This window comes from Microbacterium sp. C-MGS6 (assembly GCF_058140415.1).
Window position 1 is genome coordinate 2699677 of record NZ_CM176934.1, and the last position, 11872, is coordinate 2711548.

Consider the following 11872-nt stretch of genomic DNA (forward strand, 5'->3'; position numbering starts at 1 on the left):
TCAGCCTACGTCCGGGTCCTCCGACGGGTCCCGGCCTGTTACGTCCCGCGTCACCGCGAGAGGTAGCCGAGCAGATCCTGCCGGGTCAGCACCGTGTGGGGCTTGCCGTCCTCGGTGACGAGGAGGGCGTCGGCGTCGGCGAGCGCGGCCCGTGCCTGCGCGACCGGCGCATGGATGCCGATCAGCGGCAGCCGCTCCCCCACGTGCGCGCCGACGGCGTCGCTCGGCTCGGCTTCGCCACGGAAGAGCAGGTCGAGCAGGCCCTTCTCGTCGACGGTGCCGACGACCTCGCCCATCATCACCGGCGGCTCGGCGCTGAGGACGACGAGCTGCGACACCTCGTACTCCGTCATCATGCCGATCGCCTCGAGCACCGTGTCGGTGGGGTGTGCGTGCACGAGGTCGGGAAGGCCGTGGCGGGAGGACCGGGCCGCGAGCACGTCGGTGACCGTCTCCCCCTCCTCCACCTCGCTGAAACCGTAGGAACGCATCCACCCGTCGTTGAAGATCTTGCCCAGGTAGCCGCGCCCGCCGTCCGGGAGGAGCACGACCATGACCGCGTCCGCCGGGAGGCCCTTCGCCACCCGCAGCGCGCCGACCACGGCCATGCCGCTGGAGCCGCCGACGAGGATGCCCTCCTCGCGGGCGAGGCGCCGCGTCATCGCGAAGGACTCCGCGTCGCCGACCGCGACGATCTCGTGCGGGACCGCGGGGTCGTACGCCCCCGGCCAGATGTCCTCGCCCACGCCCTCGACGAGGTAGGGCCGACCGGTGCCGCCGCTGTAGACGCTGCCCTCGGGGTCGACGCCGATGATGCGCACCGCGTCGTCGGACACCTCGCGCAGATAGCGGCCGGTGCCGGTGATCGTGCCGCCCGTCCCCACGCCGGCGACGAAATGGGTGACCCGGCCGTCGGTGTCCCGCCAGATCTCCGGTCCCGTCGTCTCGTAGTGGCTGCGCGGCCCGTTCGGGTTCTCGTACTGGTTCGGCTTGAAAGCCCCGGGGATCTCCCGTGCCAGCCGGTCACTCACGCTGTAGTACGACTCCGGGCTGTCAGCCGGGACCGAGGTCGGGGTCACGACGACCTCCGCGCCGTACGCGCGGAGCACGTCGATCTTGTCCTCGCCCACCTTGTCCGGGAGCACGAAGACGCAGCGGTAGCCGCGCTGCTGGGCGACGAGGGCGAGCCCGACGCCGGTGTTGCCGCTCGTGGGCTCGACGATCGTCCCGCCGGGCTGCAGGTCCCCCGCGGCCTCGGCGGCGTCGATGATCCGGGCCGCGATCCGATCCTTCGCCGACCCGCCCGGGTTCAGGTACTCGAGCTTCACGAGCACCGTGCACGCGATGCCCTCGGTGACGTGCTGGAGCTTCACCAGGGGCGTGTCGCCGACGAGGTCGACAATGGAGTCTGCGTACTTCATCTGTTCAGGGTACGGCGCGGGCTCCCGCCGCCGGGGATGTGTTTCACCGCCGCTTCGACAGGCTCAGCGACCCAGAACCTGGGTCCCTGAGCCCGTCGAAGGGCCTGGGCCCGTCGAAGGGCCTGGGCCCCTGAGCCTGTCGAAGGGCCTGGGCCCCTGAGCCTGTCGAAGGGCATGAGCCCGTCGAAGGGTCAGCCCTTCGTCGCGCCGGCCAGCAGGCCGCGGACGAAGAAGCGCTGCAGGGCGAAGAACACGATCAGCGGGACGATGATCGAGATGAACGTTCCCGCGGACTGCAGGAACCACTTGTTCCCCCAGGTCCCGGAGAGCGAGTTCAGCGCCTGGGTGATCGGCAGGGCGCCGGGCGAGGCGAAGATCGTCGCGACCAGCAGGTCGTTCCACACCCAGAGGAACTGGAAGATCGCGAAGGACGCGATCGCCGGAGCCGCCAGCGGCAGGATGATCCGGAAGAACACCTGTCCGTGTCCGGCACCGTCGACGCGGGCCGCCTCGATGATCTCGCCCGGGATCTCGGAGATGAAGTTGTGGAGCATGAACGTCGCCAGCGGGAGCGCGAAGATCGCGTGCGCGATCCAGACGCGGGCGAAGCTGTACTGCACCTCGTTCAGCCCGAACCCGGGGAAGATCGGCACGTCGTTGATCGTCAGCCCGTCCGAGAACAGGCTCAGCAGCGGCACGAGGGCCATCTGGAGCGGCACGATCTGCAGCGCGAACACGAAGATGAAGAGCATGTTCCGACCCTTGAAGTCGATCCATGCGAACGCGTACGCGGCCAGCGCCGCCATCACGATCGGGAACACGGTGGCCGGGATCGTGATGGCCAGCGAGTTGATGAACGCGGTCGCGAGGGTCGTCGAGGTCCCGCCCGAGTTCCACGCCTGCACGTAGTTGTCGAACGTGAACTCCGGGTTGGAGAAGACCGTCCACCAGCCGCTGTTCTGCGTGTCGGCGCCCGGACGGAACGACGTCACGAAGAGGCCGAAGGTCGGGATCGTCCAGAAGAGCGCGATGACCGCGGCCGCGATCGTCGCCCCCTTCGAGGTCAGCTTCTTGTGGGCGGTCGCCTCATTACGACGCGTGTCGCGCGCCACCTGGCGCTTGGTGCGGTTGTCCACGACGGTGGCCTGGGTTGCACTCATCAGCGGATCTCCCTCTGCTTGGCCATCGATCGGGCGTTGTATACGATCAGCGGCAACACGAACAGGAACAGCACGACGGCGAGCGCCGACGAGTGCCCGTAGCTCTGGAACCGCTGCTGCTGGTTGACCATCTCGAAACCGAGGACGCTGGTCTCGTCCCGGCCGCCGGTCATCACGGCGACGATGTCGTACACCTTCAGCGAGGCGATCGTGATGGTCGTGAGGACGACGATCAGCGACGACCGGATGCCGGGCACCGTCACGTTGCGGAAGCGCTGCCAGGCGTTCGTGCCGTCGAGCTCGGCCGCCTCCATCTGCTCGATCGGCACGGCCTTGATCGCGGCGGAGAGGATGACCATCGCGAAGCCGGTCTGGGTCCAGATGAACACGATGAGCAGCATGAGCGTGTTGAGGATGGGCTTGATGGCCAGCCACTGCACCGGGTCGCCGCCGAAAGCGGTGACGATGGCGTTGAGGAGACCGATCTGGTCGCCCTGGCGGGCGTCGTACATGAACTTCCAGATGATGCCCGCGCCGACGAAGGAGATCGCCACCGGCATGAACACGAGCACCTTCAGGAACTTCTCACCGCGCGCACGGTCGATGAAGACGGCGTACGCGAGACCGATGACCACCGAGATCACCGGAGCGAGCAGCGCCCAGATGATGGTGTTGATCACCGACGACGTGCCGACCGGGTTGGTGAAGACCCAGATGTAGTTCTCGAGTCCGACGAACTGGTTGCCCGACTTGTCGAAGAAGGACTTGAAGATCGTCGAGATCGCCGGGTAGATGAGGCCCAGCAGCAGCATGATCGCCGCGGGAGCCATGAACAGCACGAGCTGGAACAGGTAACCGGCTCCCTGTCGGGCGCGGAAGTCGGCGAAGAAGAGGAGCGCACCGACGAGCAGTGCGATCGCGACGACGTACACCACGGCGTTCGCGTAGGGACGAAGCAGCAGCAGGGCGAGCACCGGGATGACGAGGCACGCGACCAGCCGCATGATCGAGTAGCCGCGACCGGGGCGGGGCGCGAACTCGATCAGCACGAGGATGATCGCCACGACCACGCCGAACACGAGCAGCACGGCGGGGATCTGCACCAACGGATTCAGACCGCCCAGCCACAGGAAGAAGCTGTTGAGCGAGAACCCGATCGTGATCCGCGAGGACTCCTCGGTCGGGGCGGTGAAGACGAGGAGGAGAGCGAGGGCGGCGACGACGACGAAGCCGATCGCGAGGACCGTCCGCGTGGCCTTCCTCCCCTTCTCGTCGGTGCCATGCGTCGTCGGCGGCGCGTCAGCCTCGACGGGTTTCTCGATGGTCGCGTGCGACATGAACGTCCCCTTCTGGATCGTGCTGGGTTCCCGCGCAGTACGGATCGGTGGAGCGGGGCCGGGCTGTGCAGCCCGGCCCCGCTCTGCCTACGAAGATCGCGTCGAGGCGATCAGTTCTCGTAGCCGGCCTGGATGTCGGAGAGCACCGTGTCGGTGTCCTTGCCGTCGATCCAGTCGACCATCCCCTTCCAGAACGAGCCCGAGCCGACGGTCGACGGCATCAGGTCGGAAGCGTCGAACCGGAAGGTCGTCGCGTCGTCCTGCATGATGGTCATCGCCTCCTGGAGGAACTCGCTCGAAGCGAGGCTCGGGTCGGCGTTCTTGTTGGCGGAGATGACGCCGCCGAGCTCGACACGCGCGTCGGCGAACTCGGGCGATGCCATGAACTCGAGCACCTTCTGGGTGGCCTCGTCGTCCGAGAACGCCGCGACGAACTCGCCGCCGCCCTCGACCTGGAGCTCGCCCGCGGTCTCGCCCGGCATGATGAACGCGTAGACGTCGCCGTCCGGCGCGACCTCGGGGACGTTGCCGTCCGCGGTCTCCGTGTCGAGGAAGTTCGCCGACAGGAACGAGGCCTGGTGGGTCAGTGCGCAGTCGCCCTTGGCCACCGCGTTGGCGACGTCACCGAAGGCGGTCGAGTTGATGCTCTTGACGTCGCCGTAGCCGGCGTTGACATACTCCGGGTTGAGCAGGATCTCACCGACGGCGTCGAAGGCCTGCTTGATCTCGGGGTCGGTGAACTTCACGTCGCCGGCCACCCAGTCGTCATAGACCTCGGGGCCCGACTGGCGCAGGACGAGGTCCTCGATCCAGTCCGTTCCCGGCCAGCCGGATGCCGCCTCGGAGGAGAAGCCCGCGCACCAGGCCGGACCGCCGGTCTTCTCGACGATCGTGTCGGTGAGGGCGATCATGTCGTCCCAGGTCTCCGGGACCTCGACGCCCCACTCGGCGAACTGCTTCGGCGAGTACCAGACGTAGCCCTTGAGGTTCGCCAGCATCGGCGCCGCGTAGAAGGTGTCGTCGAACGTGCCGTACTTCTTCCAGTCCTCGGACCAGTTCTCGTCGACGGCGGACTCGACGGCCTCGGGGGCCGGCATGACCTTGCCCGTGTCGACGAGGGTCTTGAGCAGACCGGGCTGCGGGACGATCGCGATGTCCGGGGCGTCTCCACCCGTCACCTTGGTGACGATGTTGCCCTCGAAGCCCTTGTCGCCGGTGTACTCGACCTTGATACCGGTGTCCTTCGTGAACTGCTCGAAGGACGCGTTCAGGTCGTCGGCCTCGACGCCCGTGATGCCGCCGGAGATCCGGACGGTGTCCTTGGTCTCTCCGCCCTCGTCGCCCCCGCCCTCGGCGCAGCCGGCGAGCGCGAGAGACGCGACGCCGACGAGTGCGATGGGGGCGAGCAGGCGGTATCGCTGTGACAAAGCCATGTACTTCTCCTCTTCAGGTGGATCTTCAGTCCGCCCAAGGAGAGCAATCGCCGCAACCATTGGGGAACCGATTCCAGGCCAACCTACTCGGGTTCCTTCGCGCCGTACAACTGGGGAAGGTTACAAGATCACAACCCTTTGACATCCGAGTGGACGACAAGGTGGGAGCGCTCCCAGTCCGGCGCGCCTGGAACCGGTTCCTCCCCCGGTGTGGAACGGCTACGATGGCTCCCGGCGAGTGCCCGATCGCTCGCCGTCGTGGAACCGGGTCGAGGAGGACACGATGAGCACGATCGCCGACGTCGCGATGCGCGCCGGTGTGTCCAAAGCGACGGCGAGCCGTGCGCTCAGCGGCCGCGGCTATGTCTCGGAGGAGACCAGGCAGCGGGTGGAGGAGGCGGCGCAGGACCTCGCGTACGTCGCGCACTCCTCCGCCACGAGCCTGGCCACGGGGCGTACCGGCACCATCGGCCTGGTGATGCCGCCGGTCGATCGGTGGTTCTTCGCCGAGCTGCTGGCGGGCGTGCAGGAATCGCTGCTCGCGCTCGACTACGACCTCTCGCTCTACGGCGTCCCCGAGCGCTCGGAGACCAGGGAGCGGCTGTTCGAGAGCGTGCTGCCCGGCCGGAGGTTCGACGGCATCATCGCCGTCGGCATCCAGCCCAGCGCCCGCGAGCTGGAACGGCTGCACCATACGGGGCGACCGCTCGTGAGCGTGGGCCCCTACAGCGCGGGATCGAGCGCCGTGTCGATCGACGACGCGGCCGCCGCCCGGATCGCCACCGAACACCTCATCGACCTCGGGCACACCGACATCGCGTTCGTGGGCGGTGCCACGGATGACACCGACCTCAGCTACGGCGACGCCCGCCGCCTGGCCGGCTACCGGGAGGCGCTGCACGCGGCGGGACTCACGCCGCGGGCGCGGGTCGCCGGTTCGGCTCCCACGATGCCGGGCGGCTACGCGGCGGCGGCGGGACTCCTCGGCGACCGGCGGCACCGTCCGACCGCCATCGTCGGCGTGTGCGACGAGGCGGCCATCGGCGCCGTCATCGCGGCTCGCCGCCTGGGCATCGCGGTGCCGACCGAGCTCAGCGTCGTGGGGATCGACGACCACGAGCATGCGGAGATGTTCGCCCTCACCACCATCGGACAGTCGCCGCGGGATCAGGGACGGGAAGCCGTGCGCCTGCTGATGCGGCGGATGAGCGAGCCGGATGCTCCGGTCGAGCGCGTCGAAGCCGCCTCGGCGCTCGTCGTCCGCAGCTCGACCGCGGCGCCGCGCTGACCCCCGCGGACGCACGAAGGCCCCGGGCGGAACCCGGGGCCTTCGCAGAAGCGCTGGTGCGCTGGAATTACTTGAGGGTGACGGTCGCGCCGGCCTCTTCCAGAGCAGCCTTGGCCTTCTCGGCCGTCTCCTTGTTGGCGCCCTCGAGGACGGCCTTCGGAGCACCGTCGACGACGGCCTTGGCCTCGCCGAGGCCGAGCGAGGTGAGCTCGCGGACAGCCTTGATGACCTGGATCTTCTTGTCGCCGGCAGCCTCGAGGATGACGTCGAAGGAGTCCTTCTCCTCCTCGGCCGCGGCCTCGCCTGCGCCGCCAGCGGCACCGGCGACGGCGACGGGGGCAGCAGCGGTGACCTCGAACTTCTCCTCGAACGCCTTCACGAACTCGTTGAGCTCGATGAGGGTCAGGCCGGCGAACTGCTCGAGCAGCTCCTCGGTGGAAAGCTTCGCCATGATGTATCTCCTAGATAGATGGGGTTTGTAGACGAGATCGCCGGTCGCTTACGCGGCCTCGGCGGTCTCCAGCTTTTCGCGAAGCGCGTCGATGGTGGCCGCAGCCTTGCCCATCGTCGCCTTCATCATGCCCGCGGCCTTCGCCAGCAGAACCTCGCGGCTCTCGAGCGAGGCGTACGTGTTGACCTCGTCGGCGGTGAGGGCCTTGCCCTCGAAGATGCCCGACTTGATCACGAGAAGCGGGTTGGCCTTGGCGAAGTCACGCAGAGCCTTGGCGGTGGCGACGAAGTCACCGTGCACGAACGCGACAGCCGACGGCCCCTTGAGGTCGTCGTCCAGCGCGGAGATGCCGGCCTTGTTGGCGGCGATCTTGGTCAGCGTGTTCTTCACCACGGCGTACTCAGCGTCCTGACGGATGCTGTTGCGCAGCTGCTTGAGCTGGGCAACCGTCAGACCGCGGTACTCGGTCAGCAGGACGGCGTTCGAGTTCTCGAATGACTTCGTGAGCTCGTTGACCGATGCATCCTTCTGCGCCATGGTCACTCCTTGGTGTGTACGAGGCGCCGCACGGTGGTGGGGCGCCGGCCTCCGACCCCCTGCAAAAGAGAAGAGCTCCGGCGCAAGCGCACGGAGCTCGGAAGTTCGTGACACCTGCGCGGGCCCCTGCGATGCAGAGCTTCGATCCTGTGCACTCACGCGCACACGATGACCAGCGGTCTTCGGTTACGACCACTGTACCCCACGCTCCCTCTCCCCCCAAATCCCCCTCCTCCGTCCCTCCTCCTCCGTCGACCCACCCCTTTCGGTGCACCCCGGCCCCTTACGCCTGCACGCAACGGGCCGGAGGGCACGGAAGGGGGTGGGTCAGCGACTCAGCGGGCGAAGAGGCCGAGGGCACGGAAGTGTGCGTCGGCCGCGGCGAGGGAGGCGACGTGCTCGCTCGTCACCCGGACCACCCGCCAGCCGGTGGTCCCGCGCACCCAGTCCTCGCGGATCTTCTCGTCGAGCACGACCTGTGACACGGGCCGGCCGCCGCGGAGGCCCTCGTCCAGGTACTTGTCCCGGCCGTCGCACTCCACGAAGGTGCGGGACTGGTCGACGGCGATGTCCATCCAGAACCGACCGCCGCGCGGTCCGTCCACCGGCACCTGCAGACGCGGCCTGCCGAAGCCGAGCTGATGGAGCCGGTACCGCGTCACGCTCTCCAGCGGAAGCTGCGCGCGCCCGTCGGCCAGGACCACGATCCGACGGGCCTGCACGATGCCGCGGAGCCGGGGACGACGCACTCGATCCGCGAGGTCCGTCAGGAGAGCCTGCGCCGCGGTGTCGTCGAACTCCCACGGGTCGCCGCCGACCAGAGCGAGGGCGGCATCCGCGACGGCGAGAGCCGCCTCCGGAGCGGCCGTGCGGGCGAGGTCGACGACCGTCCGGGCGAGGGAGGTGCAGCGGATGCCGTCGCGCTCCACGATGTCGCCGGCGGCAACCGCGCCCTCGTGCCGCAGGATCCCCGAGGTGCTGTGGCGACGGTCGGGGGGCGCCGTCACATGGACCCTCGTCGGCCGCACCCGGTACAGCGGCAGACCCCACAGCACCGCAGCCGAGGCGTGCGAGAACACGGGCCGCGTCCCCGAGGCCGCGAGGTCGGCGGCCACCACCTCCGCACGGTGCCGGGACTCCGGGGCGAGATCGCTCCAGTCCCGTTGCGCGAGGTACCACCCGCGACGCACATGATGCAGCTGCCGCCCTTCCACCGCGGCGTGGAGCGTCCGAGACCCCCACCCCTCCTCCTCCAGCCGCCGACGACCGAGGAGCATCGCCCGGATCTCGTCCACACTCACCTGTCTCATGCCTCGAGTCTCCGTACCCGCTCCCCTTGGGCTCCCTCGTCCGTGAGTTCCTCACACCCCTCTCCTCCTTCCCCTTCTTGTGCAGGAATCATCCGTCCTCCTCGACCCACCCCTGTGCGTGCGCCCCGGCCTCTTTCGCGCGCACGCAGGGGGCCGGGACGCACGGAAGGGGGTGGCTCGGCGGGAGGGCGGGAGGGGCGGCGTGTACGGCGGGAACGGGGGTGGGGGAGAGTTAGAGTCTTCTGGTGACCCCGGAACTCCAAGCTCGCATCGTCGCGGACTCGCGCGACCGCGTGGCGTGGATGAGGGCACGGTCCCGGGGCATCACGGCCACCGACGTCGCCGGACTCACCAGCGAACGCTCGATCGCCCGTGCCGCCGACGCCAAGCTCGGCGGGGGGCCGCGGTTCGGCGGCAACGCCTACACGGACCACGGTCGACGCCGCGAGCCCGAGATCGCCGCCTGGGTCGCCGCGACGCACGGCATCTTCCCCTCCTCCGCGTTGTTCCGCGCCGAGGTCGAGCACCGCCACCTGGCCACCCCCGATGGCATCTCGGTGGACGCGGACGGTCGCGTCAGCCTCGCGGAGATCAAGACCACCAACAAGGCCTTCCGCGGCATCCCGCGCACGTACCTGCGCCAGGTCTGGTGGCAGCAGCACGTGCTGGGCGCCGAGCGCACCCTGTTCGTCTGGGAGGAGCACGTCGACTTCTCCCCCATCCACGACGAGCCCCGCTGCGTGTGGATCGACCGGGACGACCGCGAGATCGCCAAACTCGTCGGTCTCGCGACCGACCTCATCGACGAGCTGTACCGTCGCACAACGGGACGCGCGGTGCCGACGCGCTCCGTCGCCCCGGTCGACAGTCGCCGCGAGCAGCTCCGCGAGCGCGACGCCTTCCGCGCCCTCGCCCTCACCGACTGAGCGAACGCCGAGGGCCTCGGGACGACCCGCCCCGTCAGGGGTCGCGAGCGAGTACGCGACGTGCTTCTCCCGCGACCTCGGCCGCGATCGTGTCCAGCAGCGCGGAGCGCAGGTTCCACTGCTGCCAGTACAGGGCAACGCGCAGGGTCGGACCGCCGAGCGCGACGAGCCCGGGGACCTCCTGCAGTCGCGGCACCATCCCCCAGCCCAGGCCGAGGCCGACCGCGAGCGCGTAGTCGTGCGACGCCGGGACGTAGTGTCGCGGAACGCCCGCCGCCGGCACTCCCCGCGCCGCCAGCCACTCATGCTGCAGGGTGTCCCGGCGGTCGAAGTCGACGAACGGCGCGTGCGCCAGCGCGGCGGGCGTCACGCCGTCAGGGAACCATCGACGGGCATAGGCAGGCTCGGCCATGGCGCGGTACTCGAGCACGCCGAGGGGCGTGACCGTGCACCCCGCGACCGCCGTGGCCTCGCTCGTCACCGCGGCCATGACCGTTCCCGATTCGAGCAGTCGGGCGGTGAAGTTCTGATCGTCGCGGTGCAGGTCCAGGTCGATGTCGTGCGCGGCGGAGAGGCGCGCCATCGGCGGGAGGAACCAGGTCGCCAGGGAATCCGCGTTGACGGCCAGGGGCACCGTGATGCGGTGTCCCCCGCCGTCCTCCTCGATGCCGACCCCGGCGAGCGCATCCTGCTCCAGGAGCGCGATCTGCCGCGCGAGGCGCACGACGGACTCCCCGGCCTCGGTGAGGCGGACCGGCTTGCTGCGCACGAGGAGGATCCGCCCGAGTTGCTCCTCGAGCGCCTTGAGCCGCTGGCTGACCGCGGACGGGGTGACGCGCAGGCGGCGGGAGGCGGCATCGAGGGTCCCCTCGTCCGCGACGGCGGCGAGCGTGGCGGCGAGCTCCGGGTCGATCCTCACATCAGTGATGCTAATGGGGGGAAAGGAATCTTCGCTGCAACTCATGGCCAGCATCCCTAGGCTCGATGCATGCTCACCGTTCTCGGCGGCCTCGGCCTCGGCCTGTCGCTCATCGTCGCGATCGGCGCGCAGAACGTGTTCGTGCTGCGACAGGGCATCCGGCGCGAGCACGTCCTCACCGTCGTGATCGTCTGCGCCCTCTCCGACGCCGTGCTGATCATCGTCGGCGTCGCCGGGCTCGGCTTCGTGCTGTCCGCCGCTCCCTGGCTCGTCGTCGTCGCCCGCTGGGCAGGGGCGCTGTTCCTCCTCGGCTACGGGGTGCTCGCGGCGCGACGGGCCTGGCGTGGCGGCGAGGAGCTGGTGGTCGACGGGGGCGACGCTCCGGTCCTCGAGGCGTCCGGTGGCACCGGGACCCTCACCCGCACCCGCCTCGCCCCGGTGATCCTCACGACACTGGCGTTGACCTGGCTGAACCCGCACGTGTACCTCGACACGGTGCTGATGCTCGGCTCGATCGCCGCGACGCACGGCGACGAGCGATGGCTGTTCGCGGCAGGGGCGGTCATCGCGAGCCTCCTCTGGTTCACCGCCCTCGGCTTCGGTGCCCGCTACCTCGGACGGTGGCTGCGCACCCCGCGCTCCTGGCGTCTCCTCGACGCGGTGATCGCGGTCGTGATGATCACGTTGGCGGTGAGCCTGGTGCTCCCGGTGCTGGACGCCTAGCCACTCACGCCGCGTCGATCTGCGCCACCCGCGCCCGGACGAGGGCCCGGACCGCGTCCTCCGGCAGCGGGTGCTCCGGCTGGAACCGGATCGTCCCCTTGTCGACGCTGATATCGGGATGACCGCCGAGGAGGCCCGCCACGGCAGCGACCGCCTCGGGGCTGAACGGGTAGACACCGATGTGCTTCTTCGCACGCATCACCGAGAGCAGAGGCTTTCCGGCGAGCACGAGCGCCGGCATCCCATACCCCTTGCCCTGCTCCGCATCCGGCACCTCCTCCGCGGCGATCGCGTACACGCGATCGATCACTGCGCGGTCCGCCGCGTCGAGGTCGGTCAGGTAGTCGTCGATGGTGCCCACGCACCG

At 69.3% G+C, this 11872-nt stretch carries 12 protein-coding genes; 3 read left to right on the forward strand and 9 right to left on the reverse strand.

Annotated features, from left to right (window positions below; genetic code table 11):
- Positions 1-50 precede the first annotated feature (50 nt).
- The 4 genes from AC3B5L_RS13275 to AC3B5L_RS13290 all read right to left on the reverse strand — a co-directional run bounded on the left by AC3B5L_RS13275 (position 51) and on the right by AC3B5L_RS13290 (position 5351).
- Positions 51-1421, reverse strand: a complete 1371-nt coding sequence (locus tag AC3B5L_RS13275; protein WP_259951362.1) for a cystathionine beta-synthase — start codon at positions 1419-1421, stop codon at positions 51-53.
- A gap of 191 nt (positions 1422-1612) precedes the next feature.
- Positions 1613-2581: a carbohydrate ABC transporter permease gene (locus AC3B5L_RS13280; protein ID WP_187662183.1), complete on the reverse strand. Its 969-nt coding sequence runs from the start codon at positions 2579-2581 to the stop codon at positions 1613-1615.
- A complete protein-coding gene (locus AC3B5L_RS13285; protein WP_187662184.1) occupies positions 2581-3918 on the reverse strand; it encodes a carbohydrate ABC transporter permease in 1338 nt (445 codons plus the stop codon). The genes AC3B5L_RS13280 and AC3B5L_RS13285 overlap by 1 nt, the downstream gene beginning before the upstream one ends.
- 110 nt (positions 3919-4028) lie before the next feature.
- Complete coding sequence (locus tag AC3B5L_RS13290; RefSeq protein WP_315637825.1) at positions 4029-5351, reverse strand: ABC transporter substrate-binding protein; 1323 nt, start codon at positions 5349-5351, stop codon at positions 4029-4031.
- 283 nt (positions 5352-5634) lie between these two features.
- Here AC3B5L_RS13290 and AC3B5L_RS13295 point away from each other — a divergent pair, with 283 nt between their 5' ends.
- Positions 5635-6639, forward strand: coding sequence for a LacI family DNA-binding transcriptional regulator (locus tag AC3B5L_RS13295; RefSeq protein WP_268776698.1), 1005 nt, complete (start codon positions 5635-5637; stop codon positions 6637-6639).
- 67 nt (positions 6640-6706) lie between these two features.
- Here AC3B5L_RS13295 and rplL read toward each other — a convergent pair whose 3' ends face one another.
- The 3 genes from rplL to AC3B5L_RS13310 all read right to left on the reverse strand — a co-directional run bounded on the left by rplL (position 6707) and on the right by AC3B5L_RS13310 (position 8937).
- Positions 6707-7090, reverse strand: coding sequence for a 50S ribosomal protein L7/L12 (gene rplL, locus AC3B5L_RS13300; RefSeq protein WP_025104227.1), 384 nt, complete (start codon positions 7088-7090; stop codon positions 6707-6709).
- A gap of 48 nt (positions 7091-7138) precedes the next feature.
- Positions 7139-7627, reverse strand: coding sequence for a 50S ribosomal protein L10 (rplJ, locus tag AC3B5L_RS13305; protein ID WP_025104226.1), 489 nt, complete (start codon positions 7625-7627; stop codon positions 7139-7141).
- A 335-nt stretch (positions 7628-7962) separates the two neighbouring features.
- Positions 7963-8937, reverse strand: a complete 975-nt coding sequence (locus tag AC3B5L_RS13310) for a hypothetical protein (protein ID WP_187662187.1) — start codon at positions 8935-8937, stop codon at positions 7963-7965.
- Between the two features lie 245 nt (positions 8938-9182).
- Between AC3B5L_RS13310 and AC3B5L_RS13315 the strand changes: the two genes are divergently transcribed.
- Positions 9183-9863: a YqaJ viral recombinase family protein gene (locus tag AC3B5L_RS13315; protein WP_490095861.1), complete on the forward strand. Its 681-nt coding sequence runs from the start codon at positions 9183-9185 to the stop codon at positions 9861-9863.
- A gap of 34 nt (positions 9864-9897) precedes the next feature.
- Here the strand turns inward: AC3B5L_RS13315 and AC3B5L_RS13320 are convergent, their stop codons facing one another.
- Positions 9898-10782 carry a LysR family transcriptional regulator ArgP gene (locus tag AC3B5L_RS13320; protein ID WP_490095862.1) on the reverse strand — a complete coding sequence of 295 codons (885 nt, stop codon included), beginning with the start codon at positions 10780-10782 and terminating at the stop codon, positions 9898-9900.
- A gap of 69 nt (positions 10783-10851) precedes the next feature.
- On the opposite strand from AC3B5L_RS13320, the gene lysE reads away from it, so the two are divergent.
- Positions 10852-11505 carry an L-lysine exporter gene (lysE, locus tag AC3B5L_RS13325; RefSeq protein WP_490095863.1) on the forward strand — a complete coding sequence of 218 codons (654 nt, stop codon included), beginning with the start codon at positions 10852-10854 and terminating at the stop codon, positions 11503-11505.
- A gap of 4 nt (positions 11506-11509) precedes the next feature.
- On the opposite strand, the gene AC3B5L_RS13330 is transcribed toward lysE, so the two are convergent.
- A complete protein-coding gene (locus AC3B5L_RS13330; protein ID WP_490095864.1) occupies positions 11510-11866 on the reverse strand; it encodes an iron chaperone in 357 nt (118 codons plus the stop codon).
- Positions 11867-11872 lie beyond the last annotated feature (6 nt).

Bases quoted from the DNA above. Each gene is read 5' to 3' on its own strand.
- AC3B5L_RS13285 (WP_187662184.1), bottom strand. From the start codon at position 3,918: ATGTCGCACGCGACCATCGAGAAACCCGTCGAGGCTGACGCGCCGCCG.
- rplL (WP_025104227.1), bottom strand. From the start codon at position 7,090: ATGGCGAAGCTTTCCACCGAGGAGCTGCTCGAGCAGTTCGCCGGCCTG.
- AC3B5L_RS13295 (WP_268776698.1), top strand. From the start codon at position 5,635: ATGAGCACGATCGCCGACGTCGCGATGCGCGCCGGTGTGTCCAAAGCG.
- AC3B5L_RS13280 (WP_187662183.1), bottom strand. From the start codon at position 2,581: ATGAGTGCAACCCAGGCCACCGTCGTGGACAACCGCACCAAGCGCCAG.
- rplJ (WP_025104226.1), bottom strand. From the start codon at position 7,627: ATGGCGCAGAAGGATGCATCGGTCAACGAGCTCACGAAGTCATTCGAG.
- AC3B5L_RS13275 (WP_259951362.1), bottom strand. From the start codon at position 1,421: ATGAAGTACGCAGACTCCATTGTCGACCTCGTCGGCGACACGCCCCTG.
- lysE (WP_490095863.1), top strand. From the start codon at position 10,852: ATGCTCACCGTTCTCGGCGGCCTCGGCCTCGGCCTGTCGCTCATCGTC.
- AC3B5L_RS13290 (WP_315637825.1), bottom strand. From the start codon at position 5,351: ATGGCTTTGTCACAGCGATACCGCCTGCTCGCCCCCATCGCACTCGTC.
- AC3B5L_RS13310 (WP_187662187.1), bottom strand. From the start codon at position 8,937: ATGAGACAGGTGAGTGTGGACGAGATCCGGGCGATGCTCCTCGGTCGT.